A 20,518-nucleotide genomic window follows, 5' to 3' on the forward strand; every position below is an offset into this window, starting at 1 on the left:
ACACGGGAAGGAATAACAAAATCCATCACGGACCTTTCCCCGCCCCGCACGCCAGGCCGCGGGCGACAGCAAACCTGTCACACAAGAGCCTGACACACAGGGACGTTACAGCGACCACCGCACGCTTCCGGCGACCTCGGCGGGCGCTGCCGCAACCCGGTAGATTGCAGCACTTGTGGAGGAGCACTACCAAGTTCAGCGTCCAGGTCAGCTAAGCGCGGCCAGGACCGCCCAGACGACGGCGACGGTGCCAACGACGATCGTCGGCCGATGCCACGAGGAGAGGACGGCGCCGGCGGGCCCGTGCGCTGTGGAGGTCCGTGCATCCTGCCACACGGCAACGATGGCGTCCCGGCGCCCAGCGGCCCTGATCGGCACGGTAAAGCGGACCTCGATGTCCTCCACCGCCTCGTAGCGAATCAGGTGGTCGCGAAGTCCGTTGACCAGCACGAACCGTTGCGCGTCCGTCCGGAGAACGGCCGCCACTGCGCCGCCGAGACGAACCACGACACCAGGAACAGCCACGGCGCCGCCGCACGGGCAGAATCCGTGCTGCCAGCCAGCAGCAGCCATGCGAGGAGAATAGCGGCGCCCAGCCAGACCGCGACGGCCACCGGCCGCGCCGATCCTGCCCGGTGCGTTGGGCCCACGGAGGGAGAGCGGGTGCTGCCTGACGAACCTGTCCGGCAGCACGTGCCGCTGCTGCCTGCTCTTCGCAATGGTTCCCCCGCTATCGAACGTTGCGGCGGCCGGGCAGGCAACCGCATTTGGCCCCAGCCTAGCGCCGGCATCTCCCGTCTCCGTCGAACCAGGCCGTACCCGCACGCCCTCGGCCACCGGCACACCGGTACGCTGGTGCTGTTAGCCGCACACGTCGTCCACGGCGCACGTTGGAACAGGGATCGCATGTCACGTCCGATGATTGCAACCAAGCTGTATGCCCCGAAGCGGCGCAGCGGTCTCGTGACCCGCCCCAGACTGAGTGAGCTCCTGCGCCACGGAGCTGACTCGAAGCTGACCCTGGTGTCCGCACCGGCGGGATTCGGCAAGACAACGCTCCTCGCCGAGTGGCTGGGCGCGACGGCCGGCGGGGACCGGTGTATTGCGTGGCTCTCGCTCGATCCGGCCGACAACGACCCTGCGTCGTTCTGGACCGGCGTCGTGAGGGCGCTCCAATCAGCGGTGCCCGGCCTCGGGGCTACCGCCCTGGAGCTCATCGCGACCACGCCGTTGCCGACCGAGCTTGTGCTCGCGACTTTGCTGAATGACCTGGCCGCGGCACCGGACGAGGTCTGGCTGGTGCTCGACGACTACCACCTGGTTGACAGTCACGACGTCGGCCGCGGCATGGCCTTCCTGCTGGAGCACCTTCCGCCCCGCGCGCACGTCGCGATCAGCACCCGCGCCGATCCCGATCTACCGCTCTCCCGTTGGCGGGTTGGCGGTGACCTGGTCGAGATCCGTGCCGCCGAGCTGCGCTTCACGCCGGAGGAGGCCGCCGCCTACCTCCATGACGTGGCAGGACTGAGCCTGGCCGCGGAACACGTGGTGGCCCTGGAGCGGCGAACGGAGGGGTGGATTGCCGCGCTGCAGCTCGCCGCGCTCTCGATTCAGGGGCGCGAGGACGTCGCTGGCTTCATCGCCCGGTTCGCCGGCAACGACCGGTACATCGTCGATTACCTGGTCGAGGAGGTTCTGCAGCATCAACCCGACCCGGTTCGTGGTTTCCTGTTGGATTCGGCCGTCCTCGAACGGCTCACGGGGCCGTTGTGTGATGCTGTCACCGGCCGCGCCGACGGGGGCGACATGCTCATGGCATTGGAGCGTGCGAACCTCTTCCTCGTCCCCCTGGACGACCGGCGGGAGTGGTACCGGTACCACCACCTCTTCGCCGAGGTGCTGCGGGCGCGCCTGCTCAGCGAGCAGCCGGAACGGATTCCGCTGCTGCACCAGCGCGCCAGCCGCTGGTACGAGAGCCACGATCTGGCCGGGGATGCAGTCAGGCACGCCTTGGCCGCCGGGGACTTCGACCGCGCGGCCCGTCTGATGGAGCTGGCGGTCCCGGCGGTCCGACGCAACCGGCAGGACGCAATGCTGCTTGGCTGGTTGACGGCACTGCCGGATGCCGCCGTCCGGCGCAGCCCGGTGCTCAGCGTCTTCTTCGGATTCATGCTGATGGCATCCGGGGACCTCGACGGCGTCGAGCCCAGACTCGATGATGCCGAACGCGCACTGGCTGCCGTACCGGACCGGCCGGCTGCACCCTGGGCTGACACCGACGAGCTCCGGACGCTGCCGGCGACCATCGCCGTCTACCGCGCCTCGCTCGCCCAGGCACGGGGCGACGTGCCAGGCACCTCGGAGCACGCCCGGCGCGCGCTTGAACTGGCCCGCCCGGACGACCATCTTGCCCGGGGCGCTGCGGCCGGGTTCCTGGGGCTTGCCGCGTGGGCCGCGGGCAACGTGTCAACAGCCCTGCAGACCTTCACGCAGGCTGTGGCCAGTTTGCACGCAGGCGGCAATTTTGTCGACGAGCTCAGCAGCACGGTGGTGCTCGCCGACATGTGGCTCGCGGCAGGCCGCCCCAGCAAGGCACGCAGGCTCTACCAGAGTGCGCTGCAGCTCGCCGAGGTGCACGGCGAGACCGTGGCGCGGGCGACCGCCGACCTGCACGTGGGGCTCAGCGAGATCGACCGCGAAGCCGGAGACCTCGGCAGCGCCCGCCGTCATCTCGAAACCGCCTCAGCATTCGTCGAGCGCGCGACGATGACCGAGGGCCGCTACCGGTGGTTCGTGGCCATGGGTCTGATGGCCCATGCCGAGGGCAGCCCGGACGAAGCAATGAACTACCTGGACCAGGCGGAACAGCTCTACCAGCCGGCGTTCTTCCCCGATGTACGCCCGATCGCAGCAATAAGGGCCCGGGTCTGGATTGCGCAGGGGAAAGTCTCGGAGGCCTCCGACTGGGCACATGAACGTGGCGTTTCCGTCACGGACGAAGCCAGCCACCTGAGGGAATTCGACCACCTCACGTTGGTGCGTCTGCTCATTGCCCAGCACCGGGCAGCGCCCGGCGCCGGCGTTCTCGGCCCGGCAGGCCTGCTGCTGGACCGGTTGCTCGATGCCGCCGCTTCATCCGGACGCGCCGGCAGCCTGATGGAGATCTGCATGCTGCAGGCGCTGGCACACGACGCGCAGGGACGCCGGCCGAAGGCCCTCGAGGCTCTGCGCAGGGCCTTTTCCGGGACGCCCGAACCCGGTGAGCGCGTGCGACTCTTCCTGGACGAGGGTGCGCCAATGGTGGCACTGCTGCGCGACGCCGCGCGACACGGCGTCACCGCGGACCACGCAGCCCGTTTGCTCAGCCTCAACACCTCTGGCGAACCACGGGCCTCCGGTCCGGGGGAGCGGACGCCGTCGTCCGCATTGAGCGAGCGGGAGCTGCAGGTGCTCAGGCTCCTTGGCAGTGACCTGAGCGGCCCGCAGATCGCGGGCGAGCTGTTCATCTCGCAGAACACGCTGCGCACCCACACCAAACACATCTTTACCAAGCTCGAGGTATCCAACCGCCGGGCGGCCGTTCGCCGGGCGAGCGAACGCGGGTTGATCTAATCGGGCCGCCACCTGGATCTCACCCCGTCAGTCACCTCATCGGGTGATGCCGGGGCACCCCGCCCGCCCCTACCTTGGAGTCATCCCGCGGCACCCGCAGCGGAGACCAAAGAACCAGGGAGCCGGACATGTCCATCACCACGACCACCCTCATCCGAGCGGCCGGCCTGTCCGCCGTTGCGGCAGGCCTGCTGTTCATCGGCGTCCAGATCAACCACCCCCAAGTGGACGTCGCCTTCATCACCACGACCGAATGGACAGTCCGCCAAACCGTCAAGGTGCTCATGGCCGGACTGTCGCTTATCGGCATCACGGGCCTGTACCTTCGCCAGGTGAAGCAGACCGGGGTGCTTGGCCTGCTCGGATACCTCGTGTTCGGTGCCGGCTACCTCATCATGATGAGCATCGAAGTCATCGGTTTGGTCGTCCTCCCAGCCATCGCCCAGAGTTCACCGGGCTACGTCAGCGATGTCCTCGCCGTCGCGACCGGCGGCCACGCTACCGGCGACATCGGCCTGATGCAGGCCCTCAGCTTGGTCTCCGGCTTCACCTACCTGGCCGGTGGCCTCATCTTCGGCATCGCACTGTTCCGCGCCAGCATCCTCGCCCGCTGGGCCGCTGCGGTCCTCGGCGCCGGCACCGTCGCAACATTTGCCATCCAGCTGCTGCCGCAGATCAATGGGCGGCTGTTCGCCGTGCCGACCGGAGTCGCCCTGATCGGTCTCGGATACTCGTTGTGGCGCGACCAACGCTCCGTGGCCGGCCGGTCCCTGACCGAAGCCGTGGGCTCGCCGCTTGACCCGGCCGGCGCCAAATGACCGTCCACGCGGCAGCGCGGCCCGAGAGGCCGGGCAGGCCCACCTCGTGGGTGCCGTGGGTCCTGATCGCCCTCGTGGTGGTCCCCGCGGCGTTCGGCGTCGCCGACATCCGCCGGGGAGACATGGCGCGCCGCCGGGCCCGGACGACGGCGGAGGCCGGGTCCTCATGACACAGTTCCCCAAACGACCGGCACCCACGGGCTACCTGCTGCGGATCGAGGGGCACCTCGACGACCACTGGGCGGCCTGGCTCGGCGACCTCACGCTGACCCGGGAAAGCGACGGCACGACCCGCCTGACCGGTTTCGTCCCGGACCAGGCGGCGCTGCACGGGCTGCTTGTCAAGGTCCGTGACCTCGGCCTCATCCTTTACTCCGTTGAGGCCACTGATCCCTGACTCCACTGCGGGTGCACACGGGTAGATTGGACGGTCGATGGCACAATCTGTGGAGGAGCCGGTCCTGATGATCCGGATTGAACGTGACAACCCCGGGCGCGCGGACGTCCGGAAGCTCCTGAGCGAGCACCTCGCGGACATGTTTGCCGCCTCGCCGGCCGAAAGTGTGCATGCGCTGGATTCTGCCGCTCTCTCGGGACCGGGCATCATCTTCTGGACCGCGCACGAGGAATCGGCGGTGCTCGGCTGCGGAGCGCTGAAACAGCTGCGGCCGGGTGAGGGCGGGATCAGGCAGGGCGAGATCAAGTCCATGCGCACCGCAGCACACGCACGCGGCCGTGGCATCGCCACGCTCCTGCTGGCACGCATCCTGGCCGAAGCCCGGCACGAGGGGTATCAGTACCTGTTCCTCGAGACCGGGAGCCAGGACTTCTTCGCTCCGGCGCGGCGGCTGTACCAGCGTCACGGATTCAGCGTGTGCCCGCCCTTCGCCGGCTATGGGGACGATCCGAACAGTGTCTACATGTCCCTGGACCTCGCCTCCCACCCTGAACCGGGGGCGGTTCCGATACCGGAACGGCTCCCGCTACCGGACCAGGGCCAGCCGTAGCCGCCCACACCGGCCACCGCGCCGGCCGGCAGGCCCGCCACACCGGCTTCCGCACCGGCCACCGCGGCGGCAGGCCCGCGGGTCAGCTGCGGCCGGCGAACGCCAGCACGTCCTGCGCGATCCGGCCGCTTGAGGCTGTCCCGACATGGCCCTTGCCCTCGTACCAGATGAGGGTGCAGTCCGGGATCAGCCCGGCAGTTTCCTGGGCGACCTCGCGGGGGAAGAACCGGTCCGAGCCTCCGCAGATCAGCAAGACCGGCCGCCGGATCAGCGGGAGCACTGCCCGGGAATTGAACGTCACCTCGCCCTGCACCTCGGTGAGGACATCCTGGGCGGGGTAGTCGGATCCACTGAGCAGCCGCCGCCGGATGAAAGGCCCAATCAGCCGCCGCAACCACCGCACGCGCCGTCCCGGCAGCAGGTATTCGGCGAAGACCGTTCCGGCCCCGTCCTGGTCTCCGGCCGCGAGGGCCCGCGCCATCCGGGAATCGACGTCCTTGCCCCAGTCGCTCAGCTCCGCCGCCGTGACCACCATGGCCATGTGGTTGAACGACTCGGGATGCCGGGCGGCCAGATACTGGCCGATCATCCCGCCAAACGACTCAGCCAGGACGATGTCGACGCGGCCACGGAACTCCTCGGCTATGAGCTGCGCATAGTCGTCCGCCATGTCGGCGATGGTGTGCTCCGGCGGCATGCCCCGGCGCCGGGTGACCATCCAGACTGAGTATCCGGCCTGGAGAAAGGGGTCGAACTGGCGCCGGAGCAGCCTGCGCACCATGCCCTGGGGAACCGCACTTCCAGGGCCGCCCTGGATAAAGAGCAGGCTTTTGGTTCCGTTGCCCCAGCTGAGGTAGTCCATTCCGTTGGGGAAGGTCCCGTTCCGGGGTTCCCGAACCGCCGTCGATGCTCTGCCCACGAATGCCTCCCGTCCTGCTGCCTACGGTTCCTTGGTGATGAGCAGTTCGTGGGCACCCGCAGCCGCGGCCCCCATCGATTCGACTACCTTCTGGGTGCGCTGGTGGGTGGCCGCATCGGCCGCGGCACTGGCGCACGGACCCTGTGGGGCGTCGGAGGCCACCGAACACCAGCGGTAGGGTCCCCGGACCATCACGGATGGCGCCCAGGCCAGATCAGATGCGGTCCACTTGCCGGCGGCGTCCTGGCTGAACTGCGCCCGAACCAGCAGCCCCTCGTTATTCACCACGTAGTTCGGCGAGAGTTCGGTGATCCCGTTGCCCAGGCCGTAGACAATCCAGGTCCCTTTGTACTGCTCGATCGGGAGCACCGAGTGCGAGTGGTGGCCGTAGATCATGCTGAACTGGCCGCTGTCCGCGAGGGCGTGGGCAACGCTTTTCTGCTCGGCGTTGGGCACACTGGAGTATTCCTCGCCAGCGTGCATGGAGGCCACGACAATGTCCGCGCCCAGATCCCGGGCCTTCTTGGCCTTGGCAATCATGACCTCGGGGTCGAGCATGTCCACCTGCCAGGCCGCCTCCGCGAGCTGCCCGTTCAGCCCGTACGTCGCATTGATCACGGCGATCTTGGCCGCGGCGGTCTGCAGGATCAGGACGCCCTCGGCCTCGGCTGCGGTCCGGTAGGAGCCGGTGTGCTGCATCCCGGCGGCGTCGAGGGCATCCAGGGTGCGGACCAGCCCCGCGGTGCCGCGGTCGACCGTGTGGTTGCTCGCGGTGGTGCAGGCCTGGTAGCCGACCTGCTGGGCTGCCGGGATGATCTGCGGCGGAACATTGAACGAGGGGTAGCCGGAGAAGGGTCCGGTCGGGCCGGCCACGGGCGTTTCCAGATGGCAGACCGCCAGGTCGCTCTTCTCGATGTACTTGCGCTGGCCTTCAAGCATCGGGCCGAAGTCCAGGCCCTTGGCCCCGGTGGCCAGGGCGTCCGCCCGGGCCTGCTCCCACAGCTGGGTGTGGACCAGCATGTCCCCGGTGACCAGCACCGAGGTGCAGCGGACCGCCGCGCAGCCCGGACCCTTACCGGGAGTCGGCGTGGGCGTTGGCGTCGGGGTGCCCGACGGCAGCGCTGCCGGCGCTGTTCCGGACGCTGTTCCCGATGCCGCGCCCGTACCTTCTCCCGTTACCGGTCCGGCGGCGCTCCCGCTGGCCGCCGGGGATCCGGAGGTATTGCTGTCCGACTGGGCAGCGACGCCGCAGGAAGCCACGGAGGCCAGAAGCGAGAACGCTGCGGCGGCGGCAAACAGACGGCCGCGCAGCGTGGGAGTGATGGTAGGCATGGCGCCAATCCTACGTCGGCACGGAACACAACACGCCTGGCAGACCGTTGAGACTCGCCCCATTACATGAAAGAGTTATTTCATGACCAATCCCCTGATGAGCCCCAGCACCCTGCCCTACGGCCTGCCGCCGTTCGCGGACATCACCGACGAGCACTACGCCGAAGCCGTGGAGGCCGGCCTCGCCGAGCATCTTGCGGAGATCCAGGCAATCGTGGACTCGCCGGAACCGGCCTCCTTCGAAAACACTGCCCTGGCCATGGAGCGTTCCGGACAGCTGCTGCAGCGCGCGGCGGCCTCCTTCTTTACGCTTGTCTCGGCCGACGCCTCGGACGCCATCCGCGACCTCGAAACCACCCTGTCCCCGCGCTTCTCGGCCCACCAGGACGCCGTCTACCTCAACCGGGGACTGTTCGAGCGGTTCGCCGCCATCACCACCGACCAGCACGACGGCGAATCCGCCCGGCTGGTGGAGGAGTACCTCAAGGAGTTCCGCCAATCCGGCATCCAGCTCGACGGCGCCGGCCAGGAACGGCTCAAGGCCGTCAACGCCGAGCTCTCCCGGCTCGGAACCGAGTTCGGCCAGCGGGTCAAAGAAGCGATGAAGTCCGCCGCGCTGCTCCTGGACGACGCCGCCGAGTTCGCCGGGCTCCCCGCTGACGATGTCGCCAGCGCCGCGGAAGCCGCGCGCACCGCCGGACACGAGGGCAAGTACCTGCTGACCCTCATCCAGCCCAGCAACCAGCCCGCCCTCGCCGCCCTGGAGAACCGGGATGTCCGCCGCCGCCTGTACCAGGCCTCCATCGGCCGCGGCAGCGACGGCAGCGCCCTCGACGTCCTGGACCTGGTCAAAGACATGGTCCGGCTCCGCGCCGAGAAGGCCGCACTGCTCGGCTTCGCCAACTACGCCGAACTGGTCGTGGACCAGCAGACCGCCCCGGACTTCGCCGCGGTGCAGGCCATGATGAACCGTCTCGCGCCGGCCGCCGTCCGGAACGCCGACGCCGAGGCCGAGGCGCTGGCCGAAATCGCCGGGCACCCCCTCGAAGCCTGGGACTGGGCGTTCTACTCCGCCAAGGTCAAACGCGAACGGTACGCCGTGGACGAGCAGGCCCTGCGACCCTACTTCGAGCTGGACCGCGTCCTCAACGACGGCGTGTTCTTCGCCGCCAACGCGCTCTACGGCATCACCTTCCACGAACGCGCCGACCTCTCCGGCTACCACCCGGACGTCCGCGTCTGGGAGGTCCGCAACGCGGACGGCAGCGAAGTGGGCCTGTTCCTGGGCGACTACTACACCCGAGAATCCAAGCGCGGCGGGGCCTGGATGAACTCCCTTGTGGACCAGTCCGAGCTGCTCAACACCCGGCCCGTGGTGATCAACAACCTCAACATCTCCAAACCGCCGGCCGGGGAACCGACGCTCCTGACCCTGGATGAGCTCCGCACCACCTTCCACGAGTTCGGCCACGCCCTGCACGGGCTGTTCTCCTCGGTCACCTATCCCCGGTTCTCCGGGACCTCCGTGCCGCGCGACTTTGTCGAATACCCCTCGCAGGTCAACGAAATGTGGATCATGTGGCCGGAGGTGCTCGCCAACTACGCGCGCCACCATGCCACCGGCGAGGCACTGCCGCAGGAGGTTGTGGACCGGCTCGACACCGCGCAGCTCTGGGGCGAGGGGTTCGGCACCACCGAATACCTGGGCGCCGCCCTGCTGGACCTCGCCTGGCACGTGCTGGACAGCACCGAGGTGCCCGAAAATGTCCTGGAGTTCGAGGCCAAAGCGCTGGCCGCGGCCGGAGTGGCGCACCACCTGATCCCGCCGCGCTACCGCACCGGCTACTTCCAGCACATCTTCGCCGGCGCCGGCTACGCCGCGGGCTACTACTCCTACATCTGGAGCGAGGTGCTCGACGCCGAGACGGTGGAATGGTTCAAGGACAATGGCGGCCTCACCCGGGCCAACGGCGACTTCTTCCGCGCCGAACTGCTCTCCCGGGGCAACAGCCGCGATCCGCTGGATTCCTTCCGCGCCTTCCGCGGCCGCGACGCCGAACTCGAACCGCTGCTCAAGCGCCGCGGCCTCGACTGACACTCCACCCATCGGCTGCTCCGTAAGCGCCCTTTTCGACCCTCATAAGGGCGCTTGTGGAGCACTCGATGGGGAAACCAGACGACGCCGGGCGGCCACCTCGAAAGGTGACCGCCCGGCGTCGGGGTTAATGCTTTGGTTCTGCTACCAGCCGCGCTCGGCGAGCCGGTGCGGCTGCGGAATCTCGTCCACGTTGATGCCGACCATGGCCTCGCCCAGGCCGCGGGAGGCCTTGGCGATCTCTTCCGGGTCATCGAAGAAGGTGGTGGCCTTCACGACGGCGGCGGCACGCTGGGCCGGGTTGCCGGACTTGAAGATGCCGGAGCCGACAAAGACACCGTCCGCGCCGAGCTGCATCATCATCGCGGCGTCGGCCGGGGTGGCGATGCCGCCGGCGGTGAACAGCACCACCGGGAGCTTGCCGGTCGCGGCAACTTCCTTGACCAGTTCGTACGGGGCCTGCAGCTCCTTGGCGGCGACGTAGAGCTCGTCCTCGGCCATGCCGGAGAGCCGGTTGATCTCCGCACGGATCTGGCGCATGTGCGTGGTCGCGTTCGAGACGTCGCCGGTGCCGGCCTCGCCCTTGGAGCGGATCATCGCCGCGCCCTCGTTGATGCGGCGCAGGGCCTCACCAAGGTTCGTGGCGCCGCAGACGAAGGGAATCGTGAAGTTCCATTTGTCGATGTGGTGCGCGTAGTCGGCCGGGGTCAGGACCTCGGACTCGTCGATGTAATCCACCCCGAGGGTCTGGATCACCTGGGCCTCGACGAAGTGGCCGATCCGGACCTTCGCCATGACCGGGATGGACACGGCAGCGATGATCGCCTCGATCATGTCCGGGTCGGACATGCGGGACACGCCGCCCTGGGCGCGGATGTCGGCGGGAACGCGTTCCAGCGCCATGACCGCCACGGCCCCGGCATCCTCGGCGATGCGGGCCTGCTCGACGTTGACGACGTCCATGATGACGCCGCCCTTGAGCATCTCCGCCATGCCGCGCTTAACGCGGTTGCTGCCCGTCACGCTCTTCGCGGACTCGCCGGCTTCGCTGCTTACATCAGGTGTAGACACAAAAACCCCTATGGGTAGATAGATGACCTCGCCGGAACGCGGACGGCACACGAATGCCGCTTCGCACACACCGGATTACCGGATCCATTGGCCGGTAGTCCTAATACTAGTCCCCCGCCGCGACCCGGCTGAATTCCGGTTACACCCTTGGGCCCCGTCGGGGTTCCGGGCTCAGGCGGTCTGTTCGGTGGTGGTGCCCTCGGTCTCCTCGAGCGACTGGCGGTGCACCCCGACGATCCGCTGGATGATCGTCACGAGGCTCGCGGCGGCGAGGAGGCAGAGCGTTACCAGGAGCACCACGGGGGGCAGGCCCAGGCCGGTGAAGCCGGTGACGACCAGCACCGAAACCAGCCGCTCGGCGCGCTCGGCGATGCCGACATTGGCCTGGAAGCCCAGGGCCTCGGCCTTGGCGCGGGCGTAGGAAACCACCATGCCCAGGACCAGGCAGACGACGGCGGCAATCGCGATGGGGGTGTTCGCCCCTCCGGTGAAGAACCAGACCGCGACGCCGGCGAACAGTGCGCCGTCGGCGACCCGGTCCAGGGTGGAGTCCAGGAAGTTGCCCCAGCGGCCGCCGCCTTTTTGCATCCGCGCCATGATGCCGTCGACGACGTCGGAAAAGATGAACGCGGTGATGAAAAGCGTGCCCCACCAGAGCTCGCCCAGCGGGTAGAACACCAGCGCCCCGACCACGACGCCGAGCGTCCCGACGATGGTCACGGCGTCCGGGGAGACCCCGATCCGCAACAGCCAGCGGGCCAGCGGGGAAAACAGTGCGGTGAAGAAGCCGCGTGCGTGCCTATTCAGCATCCGTCGCCCCGGCGGTCGCCTGCCCCGCGTCGTTTGTCTGCGGCCAGGCGTCCGCGACCTGCTGGCGCACCTCGCCCAGGGTCTGCGTGATGGCCTTGGTCTGGGCAATGATTGGGAAGAAGTTGCCGTCCCCGCCCCAGCGCGGCACCACGTGCTGGTGCAGGTGCCCGGCGATCCCGGCGCCGCCGGTCACGCCCTGGTTCATTCCGAGGTTGAAGCCGGTGGGGTTGGCGACCTTGCGCAGCACCCGCATGGCCGTCTGGGTCAGCTCGGCGAATTCGGCCGTTTCCTCCACGGTCAGGTCCGTGTAATCAGGGATGTGCCGGTACGGGCAGACCAGCAGGTGGCCGGGGTTGTAAGGGAATAGGTTCAGCACCACGTAGCTGGTCCGTCCGCGGTAGACGATCAGCGAATCGTCGTCCTCGCGTTCCGGCGCCACGCAGAACGGGCAGTCCTCCACGTTCTTGAACTGGTGCTGCCCGCCCTTGATGTACGCCATCCGGTGCGGAGTCCACAGGCGCTGGAACGCGTCCGGCACCCCGGCCAGGCCAAAGTCGTCGGTCACGCCGTCGTCCCCCGGGTACTCTGGGCCGGCCCCTGTGGTTTCCTGCATGCTTTGTTCTTCCCTGTCCGTTAGCTGGTCCGGTTGCGGACGGCGTCGACGATCCGCTGGACGGCCTCGGCCACCGGCACACCGTTGTCCTGGCTGCCGTCGCGGAAGCGGAAGGACACGGCGCCGGCTTCGGCGTCGTCGCCGCCGGCGATCAGCACGAACGGGACCTTGTCCTTGCTGGCGGTGCGGATCTTCTTCGGGAAGCGGTCCGAGGAAATGTCCACCTCGGCCCGGATGCCCGCGGCCTTGAGCTGGCCCACGACGTCGAACAGGTAGTCGTTGAATGCCTCGGCCACCGGAATGCCGACCACCTGCACGGGTGCCAGCCAGGCCGGGAAGGCACCGGCGTAGTGCTCGGTCAGCACACCCATGAACCGTTCCACGGAACCGAAGAGGGCGCGGTGGATCATCACCGGGCGCTGGCGGGTGCCGTCCGCGGCCTGGAACTCGAGTTCGAAGCGCTCGGGCAGGTTGAAGTCCAGCTGGATCGTGGACATCTGCCAGGTGCGGCCGAGGGCGTCCTTGGCCTGCACGGAGATCTTCGGGCCGTAGAACGCGGCGCCGCCCGGATCCGGGACCAGCTCCAGCCCGGAAGCCTCGGCCACTTCGGCCAGGGTGCGGGTGGCTTCGTCCCAGGTGGCGTCGTCGCCGACGAACTTGTCTTCGTTCTTGGTGGAGAGCTCGAGGTAGAAGTCGTCCAGACCGTAGTCCTTGAGCAGGCCCAGCACGAAGTTCAGCGTGGTGGTGAGCTCGTCCTTCATCTGCTCGCGGGTGCAGTAGATGTGGGCGTCGTCCTGGGTCATGCCGCGCACCCGGGTGAGGCCGTGCACGACGCCGGACTTCTCGTAGCGGTAGACGGAACCGAATTCGAACAGCCGCAGCGGCAGTTCCCGGTAGGACCGTCCGCGGGAACGGAAGATCAGGTTGTGCATGGGGCAGTTCATCGGCTTCAGGTAGTAGTCCTGGCCGGGCTTGCGCACGGTGCCGTCCTCGTTCAGTTCCGCGTCGATGTGCATCGGGGGGAACATGCCGTCGCGGTACCAGTCCAGGTGGCCGGAGACCTCGTAGAGGTGGCCCTTGGTGATGTGCGGCGTATAGACGAAGTCGTAGCCGGCATCGACGTGGCGCTGGCGGGAGTAGTCCTCCATGGCCTTGCGGATGATGCCGCCCTTAGGGTGGAACACCGGCAGGCCGGAGCCCAGCTCGTCCGGGAAGGAGAACAGGTCCAGTTCGGCGCCAAGTTTGCGGTGGTCGCGGCGTTCGGCCTCGGCAATGCGCTCCTGGTAGGCCTTCAGCGCGTCCTTGGTCGGCCAGGCGGTGCCGTAGATGCGCTGCAGCTGCTGGTTGTTCTGGTTGCCCAGCCAGTAGGCGGCCGAGGACCGGGTCAGCGCGAAGGCGTTGGAGATGAGCTTGGTGTTGGGCAGGTGCGGGCCGCGGCACAGGTCGCACCAGATGGTGTCCCCGCTCTTGCGGTCCACGTTGTCGTAGATCGTGATGTCGCCGGCGCCGACCTCGACGTTGACCCCTTCACCGGCGTCGGCCGCGTTGTTCTTTTTGCCCAGCAGTTCGAGCTTGTAGGGCTCGTTCTTCATGGCCTGGCGGGCCTCGTCCTCGGACACCACGCGGCGGATGAACTTCTGGTTCTGGTTGATGATCTTGAGCATCATCTTTTCCAGGGCCTTCAGGTCTTCCGGCGTGAACGGCTCCTCGACGTCGAAGTCGAAGTAAAAGCCGTCGGTGATATAGGGGCCGATGCCCAGCTTGGCGTCCGGGCGCAGCTGCTGCACGGCCTGGGCCATCACGTGGGCGGTGGAGTGGCGCAGCACGTCGAGGCCGTCCGGGGAATCGATGGTGACGGCCTCTACCGTGGCGTCCTCGGGCAGCGGCTGGTCCAGGTCCTTCAGCTCGCCGTTGACACGGGCCACAACGACGTCGCGGCGCTCGAAAAAGAGTTCCGCGCCGGTGGTCCCGGTAGCCACCTTGGTCTCTTCGCCATCGACGAGAAGGGTGATCTGCTGGGCATCTGACACGGGTGTCTCCTATTCAAAGTTTAAGGCTTCGTAGCTTGTGGCGTACGGGGACCACAGCCAGCCTCGTCCATGCTATCGGTTTCTGCAGAGGCCAACCAACGCGCCACTCAGCCGCCCAGCCCGGTGATGGCGAGGTTGCGGCTGATGCCCTCCAGCGGGCCGGGGGGCTCAGGTTCCCGGTATTCCGGGATCCCGGAGGCCGGGACCGGGAAGGGCAGGGTATCGGTGCGGCTCAGGTCCCAGGCCATGCTGGCGCTGATGCTGATCCCCCTGGGCCCCGTCCGCCGGGTGTTGCCCCGGATCAGCAGCAGCCGGGTCCCGAACAGCAGCGGACCGGCCAGCTCCTGGGCCTCATGGAAGAACACCGAGTCCACGCAGCCTGTGCCATCGTCGATACTGATAAAGACCACCCGGCGGCCTCCCCGCATCGGAGGGGTCTGGGTGGCGACGCGGACTCCGGCGACCAGCACTTCGGTGCCGTTGCGCAGGCCCAGCAGCTTGTCCGCGGTGGTGACCCCGAGCCGGTCCAGCAACGGCCGGTGGCTGGCCATCAGGTGGCCGCTGACATCCACGGCCATCAGGTCCAGCTCGGCCCGGACGGTGTCCACCAGGGTGGGGGCCGGGAGCACTGCCTTGAGGTTTTTCAGTTCGATGTCACCCAGCGGCAGCGAGAGCTGCCCTTCGATCACCTCGGGGCCTTTGCGCTGCGGCCGGCTTTGCAGGGTCTGCAGGTGCTGGACCAGGTCGGCGCGGTTGGCGGTCCCGCCGGAGGCCCGGTGCAGGGAGTCAAAGGCGCCCAGCTGGGCCAGCCGCTGGATGCTCGGTTTGCTCAGCCGGGACCTGGCCCGCAGGTCAGCGAGCGAGTCGTAGGGCTGTCCCGCCACGATCCGTTTCAGTTCGGTTCCGGAGAGCCCGTAAATGCCGTTCAGGCTCAGCCGGATGCCCAGCTTTCCGCGCTCCGGGCCGGTGTCCACGCGTTCCACCCGGTACTCGGCCCGGCTCCGGTTGATGTCCAGGGGCAGGATCGGGATCCCCAGCCGCCGGGCCTCGGACACCAGGAGCCGCTTGGGGTACATGCCCGGATCGTGTTCCCACAGCCCGGCGAGGAAGGCCTCCGGGTGGTGGGTCTTCAGCCAGGCCGACTGGTAGGTGGGCACGGCGAAGGCGGCGCCGTGGGCCTTGCAGAACCCGAAGCTGCCGAAGGCCTTGAGGGTCCCCCAGACCTTGTCCACCACTGCGGGGCTGTATCCCCTGGCCCGGGCCTCCTTCCGGAAGAACTCCTCCACCTTCCCTTCCAGCAGGTCGTTGCCGAGGGCGCGGCGGAATTCGTCGGCCCGCGCCAGCCCGCATCCGGTCATCACGTCGAACGTTTTCAGGATCTGCTCATGGAACACGGTGACGCCGTGCGTCTCCTGGAGGACGGGTTTGAGGTCGGGGTGCGGATAGACCTCGGGGGCGAAGCCGTGCCGGTGTTCCAGGAAGGGCCGGACCATATCCGATTTCATCGGCCCGGGCCGGAAGAGGGAGATGTCGATGATGAGGTCGTTGAACTCCCGGGGTGCAAGTTTGCCGATCAGCTCCCGCTGCCCGGGTGATTCGATCTGGAAGCAGCCCAGGGTGTGGGTGCTGCGGATCAGCTCATAGGTGGGCTCGTCGTCGAGCGGCACGGCGTTGAGGTCGATCCGGCCGTCCTCGGCGATGTAGTCCGGGCCGGTCCCGCCGGGTCCCACCGGGTGGGCCCCGGCGGCCATGACCTCGGCTTTGGAGGGATGCAGGCGGATCACTTCGCGGACGGCGAAGGCCATGGCGCTTTGCATTCGGACGCCGAGGACATCGAGTTTGAGCATGCCCATCGGGTCCATGTCGTGTTTGTCGAACTGGCTCATCGGCAGGCCCAGGCCGCTGGGCTGCACGGGGGTGCGGTCCAGCAGGGTGGCGTCGCCCAGGATCACCCCGCAGGGGTGCATGGAGATGTGGCGCGGCAGCCGGTCCAGCCGTTCGGTGAGGTCCACCAGCAGGTCCAGCTGCTGGTTTTCGCTGAAGTCCCGCTGCCCCACCCGTCCGGCGAATTCCTTCAGTTCGGGCTTCTCTTCGAGGGCTTCGCGGAAGTTCCGGGCCGAGAACCGCCACAACTGCTTGGCGATGTCCCCGATTTCGCCTTCCTCCATGCCCAGCGCCAGGCCGGCGTCGCGCACGGCACCGCGGGCGCGGTATCCGTTTTGCATGCTCATCAGCGTGACGCGCTCGGAGCCGAAGCGTTCGAAGATCTTCCGGTACACGTTGTGCCGTTCGGCGCTTTCGACGTCGATGTCGATGTCCGGCAACGTGGCGCGGTCCCGGGAGAGGAAGCGCTCGAAGATCAGGTCGTGCTGCAGCGGGTTCACCTGGCTGACGTCGATCAGGAAGTTGACCAGGCTGGAGGCCCCCGAACCGCGGGCCGCCGCCCGGACGCCCATGTCCAGGATCATCCGGGATACCTCGGCCACGGTGAGGAAGTACGCGGCGAAGCCCAGGCTGTCGATGATCCGCAGCTCGTGTTCCAGCCGCGAGCGCAGCTCCTCGGCGGGTTTGCCGGTGATCCCCGGGAACCTCCTGCTGATGCCCGCTTCGCAGCGCTGGGTGAGCTCCACGAGGGGGTCCCCGGCGATTCCGATCACCGAGGCTTCCGGGACCACGGGCTGCTTCCATCCCATGTCCGTCACGGGGTCCATCCGGCAACGGTCCGCGAGCGCCTCGGTCTGGGCCAGCAGGCTCTTGAGGTCTGCTGCGCCGTACCCGGCGGCGTGCATTATCTCCTTGCCCAGCTGCTGCATCTGCGCCGCGGATTTCAGCCAGGCCTGCCCGTTGGGCTGGAGCAGCGGCGCGGCCGAGAGTTCGGGCAGCGATTTGAGCGTGCGGGCGGAATCCAGCACGTCCGCGGTGGCCGCTCCGTCCTCGGCGACATACCGCACGGCGTTGCTCAGCACCGCGGGGACCCCGTGTTCTGCGGCGAGCTTGAGCATCCGCACCGCGTGGGCGGTGCTGAGCGGTTCGCCGGGCGGGCTGAGCTGGCTGACCACCTCGGCGGCGAGCGTGCCGGGCGGCATGGCATCGATCCAGCGTTTGAACAGGGTGCGGGGGCGCAGGTACCTTCTGCCCCCCATGGCACGTCCGACGTCGGAGTCCGGGCCGATCAGCACGGTGAGCACCGGCTTGAGGGTTTCCGGATGCAGGGTCCGGGAAGCCAGCTCGGCCCGGGTCACGGCGGCGGGCACCGCTCCCCCGGCTTTACCCGTGGTGCGGGCATGCGCATCGGAGATCAGCCGGCACAGCGCCCGGTACCCGGCGCCGTTGTTGTGACCGTGGGCCAGCACGACAACGCGTCCCCCGAGCTGGGTGCGGAGGTCGCCGTCGTCGTCGTCGTCGAAAACCGCAAGGTCAACGCCGACGATTGGGTCCAGTCCTGCCGCCATGCAGGCCTTCAGGTGCTTAATGGTCCCGTAGAGTCCGTCGCGGTCCGTGCAGGCGAGCGCCGTCGCCCCGTCCGCTGCTGAGGCGGCCGCCAGGTCATCCGGCCAGGAGACCCCGTAGTGGGCACTGAAGGCGGTGGAGACGTGGAGATGGGTGAAGCTCATGCTGATTCGGGTTTCCGGTGGGGAAGCAGGGCGTCATGGATCCGCAGCAGCCGCCAGCGTCCGCTGCCGGCATGCCGGGTGAGGTCAAGGGTGAGGGTTTCTGCGTCGGGGGCATCTGCCCGGCGCACCTGGACCCGCCAGATCTCATGGTCCACGAGTCCCGGTCCGCTTCCCAGGGGTGCGCGCTGTTCTTCCGCCCACCATTGGCGCCGCTCGTACCAGCGGTCCGGTTCGGCGCAGACGGTGTAGTGACGGCCCGCCCAGTCAAGGCTCAGGGGCTGGCCGGAGGGTGCGCAGACGACGTCCACTGACTCGCTGAACATGCCCATTGCGCCTCCCGGACCTCACCACCTGAAGTAAACGTTCGAATATATCTTCGAACAACTCCAGTCTACGACGGGGCCGGGGCAAAACCTAGATCGGGGGTGGACGGACGCAGACACAGGTAGCAGGATTGAGCCATGAGCTCCCATAACGCACTTCTCAAGCACGTAAGCATCGCCGCCGCGGACACGTCCCTGGTGGCGAAGTTCGATATAGACGGAAATATCCCCGGCCAGGGCGCCTATGTGGTCGGGCTCTTGGCCTCAACCCCGGATTATTCCCACCAGCGACGGATGGGAATCGAGTTCATGAACGGGGAGGCCGTGTCCTTCTACTGCTTCAGCCACGATGGCACGGAGGAGAACTTTGATCTCAAGGGCGTGGAGCACTCCGGCAACACCATCACCGGGCACTTTCCAATCAGCACCATCATGGGCCTGGCCAAGGGACACCTCATGACGGCGTTCAGCGACTGCGACGGCCGCGACTACCAGGCGAACGTGCCGGTCAAGGAAGCGCTCTAGGCCCCGGCCCTAGGAGCTGGCTTTGTAGACTCCCAGTTCGAGCGTGATGAACGCGTCGATCATCGCCCGGTAGGTCTTCTCGACGAGATCAACGTCGATATCCTTCTGCTCGGCCGTGGCGCGGACGTGTTCGATGACCCGCTCCACGCGACCGGGGGCCCGCACCTCGGCACTGTCCGCCTTCAAGGTTCCGGCGATCCGGATCAGGCGCTCGCGGCGGCCGATCAGCGACACGATCTGCTCATCCACCTCGTCAACGGCCACCCGCACGGCGGCGAGCTGGTCCCGGTCGGCCTTGGCAGCTTTTTCGTCTTGGTGATTTGTGGACATGTCCATGACAGTATCGAAAGATGCAGCCACGAGTCGATTTAATTTCGCTGGGAGTCCGAAGCGTTGACGCTTCCCGGAGTTTCTACGTGGATGGCCTGGGCTGGCCCGTCCACCGGGAAGTCCGCGGCGAAGTCCTGTTCATCCAGGCCAATCACGGCCTCCTCCTTACACTCTGGGACGCCGGGCAGATGCAGGCCGAAGCCGCCACCGATCCGCCTGCCGGCAGTCCGAGCATCACGCTGAGCCACAACCTGCGCAGCGCCGCGGAAGTCGACCGGGTGATGGCGGAAGCCAAGACGGCCGGAGCGGCCATCATCGCTGCACCGAAGACCCAGTCCTGGGGCGGCTACACCGGGTACTTCGCCGACCCTGACGGCTACCGCTGGGAGGTCGCCTTCAATCCCAGCTGGGCGGTCGACGGCGGCGGGAACGTGACGCTCTGAGAGCTCACCGGGATCCGGCCGTCGTGAAAGAGATCCTTGCCGATGACGGGCTGGCGACGTGGATCTCGGGCATCCGGTCACAACCGGCAGAGACTCCACCTTTGGACGTGGCGAAGCTGCGCGCCGCATGCGTGCGGCCGGCAGGGCCGAACCTGCCAATCGTGGTGGACGTTTCGGTGCCTGGCGACAGCCCGGTGGAAGCGCGTCTCTACCGCCCCAGCGCGCACCCGCTGCCTCTCATCCTCTACGTCCATGGCGGGGCCTTCATTTTTGGGGACCTCGATTCCCATGACCGGACGTGCCGCCGCCTGGCAGCGGAAGCCAACGCCGCCGTACTGTCGGCCCATTACCGGCGAGCGCCTGAGCATCCTGCGCCGGCGACAGCGCCGGCGGCCTGATCGCCCTGCTGGCGGCCCAGCGGCTGGTCGCGGAGGGCGTTGACCTCAGCGGGCTCCTGCTGGTCTGTCCCATTGCCGACCTCAGGCTGTCGCAGCCAAGCGTGCAGCAGAACGGGACAGGATGGGGACTCGATACAGAGGCCTTGGCGTGGTCGTTGCAGCAGTGGGTTCCCGACATGCGCGCTGAACAACTCGAGATGTGGAGCCCGCTGCATGCCAGGTTCAGCGGCCTGCCAACCACTCTCATAGCAACGGCGGAACACGATCCGCTTCGTGATGAGGGTGAGGCCTTGGCCCAAAGGCTGATAACTGCCGGGACCAAGGTCCACCACGTTAGTCATCCGGGACTGGTCCACGGCTTCCTCAGCCTCGATACCGTGTCGCCAGCAGCGTTCAAAGCCGGGAACTATCTCCTGCGGCAGTTTGGATCCGTCATTCGCGACGGGCAGTAGAGACCCCCGCCGCAGCGAATTATTACCGGCGAACTGCTTTCCCCATCGTGCCTGGGCGTCTTCGTGGCTGGCCCTTCATTCATGCGGCTCATCCATGCGGCGGAACTTCTTCATCCTCCGGGTTGA

At 67.7% G+C, this 20,518-nt stretch carries 18 protein-coding genes and 1 pseudogene; 9 read left to right on the top strand and 10 right to left on the bottom strand.

Translation table 11 applies throughout. The features are described from left to right. Positions 1-207: 207 nt before the first annotated feature. On the bottom strand, positions 208-573 hold the full coding sequence (locus tag AC50X9_RS19130) for a hypothetical protein (protein ID WP_494896233.1): 366 nt from the start codon (positions 571-573) through the stop codon (positions 208-210). A gap of 345 nt (positions 574-918) precedes the next feature. On the opposite strand from AC50X9_RS19130, the gene AC50X9_RS19135 reads away from it, so the two are divergent. The 5 genes from AC50X9_RS19135 (at position 919) to AC50X9_RS19155 (ending at position 5,437) form a co-directional block, all read left to right on the top strand. After that, complete coding sequence (locus AC50X9_RS19135; protein WP_494896235.1) at positions 919-3,612, top strand: winged helix-turn-helix domain-containing protein; 2,694 nt, start codon at positions 919-921, stop codon at positions 3,610-3,612. A 128-nt stretch (positions 3,613-3,740) separates the two neighbouring features. Beyond that, positions 3,741-4,430: a hypothetical protein gene (locus tag AC50X9_RS19140; RefSeq protein WP_494896237.1), complete on the top strand. Its 690-nt coding sequence runs from the start codon at positions 3,741-3,743 to the stop codon at positions 4,428-4,430. After that, positions 4,427-4,600, top strand: a complete 174-nt coding sequence (locus tag AC50X9_RS19145; RefSeq protein ID WP_494896239.1) for a hypothetical protein — start codon at positions 4,427-4,429, stop codon at positions 4,598-4,600. Before AC50X9_RS19140 ends, AC50X9_RS19145 begins: the two co-directional genes overlap by 4 nt. Then, a complete protein-coding gene (locus AC50X9_RS19150; protein WP_494896241.1) occupies positions 4,597-4,827 on the top strand; it encodes a DUF8691 family protein in 231 nt (76 codons plus the stop codon). The genes AC50X9_RS19145 and AC50X9_RS19150 overlap by 4 nt, the downstream gene beginning before the upstream one ends. Positions 4,828-4,894: 67 nt before the next feature. Continuing rightward, on the top strand, positions 4,895-5,437 hold the full coding sequence (locus AC50X9_RS19155; RefSeq protein ID WP_494896291.1) for a GNAT family N-acetyltransferase: 543 nt from the start codon (positions 4,895-4,897) through the stop codon (positions 5,435-5,437). An 82-nt stretch (positions 5,438-5,519) separates the two neighbouring features. On the opposite strand, the gene AC50X9_RS19160 is transcribed toward AC50X9_RS19155, so the two are convergent. After that, positions 5,520-6,356 carry an alpha/beta fold hydrolase gene (locus AC50X9_RS19160; RefSeq protein ID WP_494896242.1) on the bottom strand — a complete coding sequence of 279 codons (837 nt, stop codon included), beginning with the start codon at positions 6,354-6,356 and terminating at the stop codon, positions 5,520-5,522. Positions 6,357-6,377: 21 nt separating this feature from the next. After that, positions 6,378-7,688: a CapA family protein gene (locus AC50X9_RS19165; RefSeq protein ID WP_494896243.1), complete on the bottom strand. Its 1,311-nt coding sequence runs from the start codon at positions 7,686-7,688 to the stop codon at positions 6,378-6,380. Positions 7,689-7,770: 82 nt separating this feature from the next. On the opposite strand from AC50X9_RS19165, the gene AC50X9_RS19170 reads away from it, so the two are divergent. After that, a complete protein-coding gene (locus AC50X9_RS19170; protein ID WP_494896244.1) occupies positions 7,771-9,783 on the top strand; it encodes a M3 family metallopeptidase in 2,013 nt (670 codons plus the stop codon). 144 nt (positions 9,784-9,927) lie between these two features. Here AC50X9_RS19170 and pdxS read toward each other — a convergent pair whose 3' ends face one another. From pdxS to AC50X9_RS19200, 6 genes are all read right to left on the bottom strand, one after another. Continuing rightward, a complete protein-coding gene (gene pdxS / locus AC50X9_RS19175) occupies positions 9,928-10,854 on the bottom strand; it encodes a pyridoxal 5'-phosphate synthase lyase subunit PdxS (protein WP_494896245.1) in 927 nt (308 codons plus the stop codon). Between the two features lie 171 nt (positions 10,855-11,025). Continuing rightward, positions 11,026-11,664: a phosphatidylinositol phosphate synthase gene (gene pgsA / locus AC50X9_RS19180; RefSeq protein WP_494896246.1), complete on the bottom strand. Its 639-nt coding sequence runs from the start codon at positions 11,662-11,664 to the stop codon at positions 11,026-11,028. Further along, a complete protein-coding gene (locus AC50X9_RS19185) occupies positions 11,654-12,277 on the bottom strand; it encodes an HIT family protein (protein WP_494896247.1) in 624 nt (207 codons plus the stop codon). The genes pgsA and AC50X9_RS19185 overlap by 11 nt, the downstream gene beginning before the upstream one ends. A gap of 20 nt (positions 12,278-12,297) precedes the next feature. Then, positions 12,298-14,307: a threonine--tRNA ligase gene (thrS, locus tag AC50X9_RS19190; protein ID WP_494896249.1), complete on the bottom strand. Its 2,010-nt coding sequence runs from the start codon at positions 14,305-14,307 to the stop codon at positions 12,298-12,300. 107 nt (positions 14,308-14,414) lie between these two features. Then, the gene (locus AC50X9_RS19195; protein ID WP_494896251.1) at positions 14,415-17,921 is read right to left on the bottom strand and encodes a DNA polymerase III subunit alpha; all 3,507 of its coding nucleotides are present in this window, start codon (positions 17,919-17,921) and stop codon (positions 14,415-14,417) included. Further along, positions 17,918-18,250 carry a DUF6504 family protein gene (locus AC50X9_RS19200; protein WP_494896253.1) on the bottom strand — a complete coding sequence of 111 codons (333 nt, stop codon included), beginning with the start codon at positions 18,248-18,250 and terminating at the stop codon, positions 17,918-17,920. The genes AC50X9_RS19195 and AC50X9_RS19200 overlap by 4 nt, the downstream gene beginning before the upstream one ends. A gap of 132 nt (positions 18,251-18,382) precedes the next feature. On the opposite strand from AC50X9_RS19200, the gene AC50X9_RS19205 reads away from it, so the two are divergent. After that, entirely contained in the window at positions 18,383-18,769 is a 387-nt protein-coding gene (locus tag AC50X9_RS19205; RefSeq protein WP_494896258.1) for a hypothetical protein, read from the top strand. A gap of 9 nt (positions 18,770-18,778) precedes the next feature. On the opposite strand, the gene AC50X9_RS19210 is transcribed toward AC50X9_RS19205, so the two are convergent. Further along, positions 18,779-19,105: a chorismate mutase gene (locus AC50X9_RS19210; protein ID WP_494896294.1), complete on the bottom strand. Its 327-nt coding sequence runs from the start codon at positions 19,103-19,105 to the stop codon at positions 18,779-18,781. A gap of 14 nt (positions 19,106-19,119) precedes the next feature. Here AC50X9_RS19210 and AC50X9_RS19215 point away from each other — a divergent pair, with 14 nt between their 5' ends. Together AC50X9_RS19215 and AC50X9_RS19220 are read left to right on the top strand one after the other, a co-directional pair. Beyond that, the gene (locus AC50X9_RS19215; protein WP_494896264.1) at positions 19,120-19,542 is read left to right on the top strand and encodes a VOC family protein; all 423 of its coding nucleotides are present in this window, start codon (positions 19,120-19,122) and stop codon (positions 19,540-19,542) included. Between the two features lie 194 nt (positions 19,543-19,736). Beyond that, positions 19,737-20,392: pseudogene (locus tag AC50X9_RS19220) on the top strand (alpha/beta hydrolase). Positions 20,393-20,518 lie beyond the last annotated feature (126 nt).

The sequence above is a fragment of the Pseudarthrobacter sp. HLT1-3 genome (genome assembly GCF_059383535.1).

What these genes read in the sequence shown, in the direction of transcription:
- pgsA (WP_494896246.1), bottom strand. Translation starts at nt 11,664, where the DNA reads ATGCTGAATAGGCACGCACGCGGCTTCTTCACCGCACTGTTTTCCCCG.
- AC50X9_RS19185 (WP_494896247.1), bottom strand. Translation starts at nt 12,277, where the DNA reads ATGCAGGAAACCACAGGGGCCGGCCCAGAGTACCCGGGGGACGACGGC.
- AC50X9_RS19130 (WP_494896233.1), bottom strand. Translation starts at nt 573, where the DNA reads ATGGCTGCTGCTGGCTGGCAGCACGGATTCTGCCCGTGCGGCGGCGCC.
- AC50X9_RS19170 (WP_494896244.1), top strand. Translation starts at nt 7,771, where the DNA reads ATGACCAATCCCCTGATGAGCCCCAGCACCCTGCCCTACGGCCTGCCG.
- AC50X9_RS19215 (WP_494896264.1), top strand. Translation starts at nt 19,120, where the DNA reads ATGCAGCCACGAGTCGATTTAATTTCGCTGGGAGTCCGAAGCGTTGAC.
- AC50X9_RS19145 (WP_494896239.1), top strand. Translation starts at nt 4,427, where the DNA reads ATGACCGTCCACGCGGCAGCGCGGCCCGAGAGGCCGGGCAGGCCCACC.
- AC50X9_RS19200 (WP_494896253.1), bottom strand. Translation starts at nt 18,250, where the DNA reads ATGGGCATGTTCAGCGAGTCAGTGGACGTCGTCTGCGCACCCTCCGGC.
- AC50X9_RS19210 (WP_494896294.1), bottom strand. Translation starts at nt 19,105, where the DNA reads ATGGACATGTCCACAAATCACCAAGACGAAAAAGCTGCCAAGGCCGAC.
- AC50X9_RS19140 (WP_494896237.1), top strand. Translation starts at nt 3,741, where the DNA reads ATGTCCATCACCACGACCACCCTCATCCGAGCGGCCGGCCTGTCCGCC.
- AC50X9_RS19150 (WP_494896241.1), top strand. Translation starts at nt 4,597, where the DNA reads ATGACACAGTTCCCCAAACGACCGGCACCCACGGGCTACCTGCTGCGG.
- AC50X9_RS19195 (WP_494896251.1), bottom strand. Translation starts at nt 17,921, where the DNA reads ATGAGCTTCACCCATCTCCACGTCTCCACCGCCTTCAGTGCCCACTAC.
- AC50X9_RS19165 (WP_494896243.1), bottom strand. Translation starts at nt 7,688, where the DNA reads ATGCCTACCATCACTCCCACGCTGCGCGGCCGTCTGTTTGCCGCCGCC.
- AC50X9_RS19205 (WP_494896258.1), top strand. Translation starts at nt 18,383, where the DNA reads ATGAGCTCCCATAACGCACTTCTCAAGCACGTAAGCATCGCCGCCGCG.
- AC50X9_RS19155 (WP_494896291.1), top strand. Translation starts at nt 4,895, where the DNA reads ATGATCCGGATTGAACGTGACAACCCCGGGCGCGCGGACGTCCGGAAG.
- AC50X9_RS19135 (WP_494896235.1), top strand. Translation starts at nt 919, where the DNA reads ATGATTGCAACCAAGCTGTATGCCCCGAAGCGGCGCAGCGGTCTCGTG.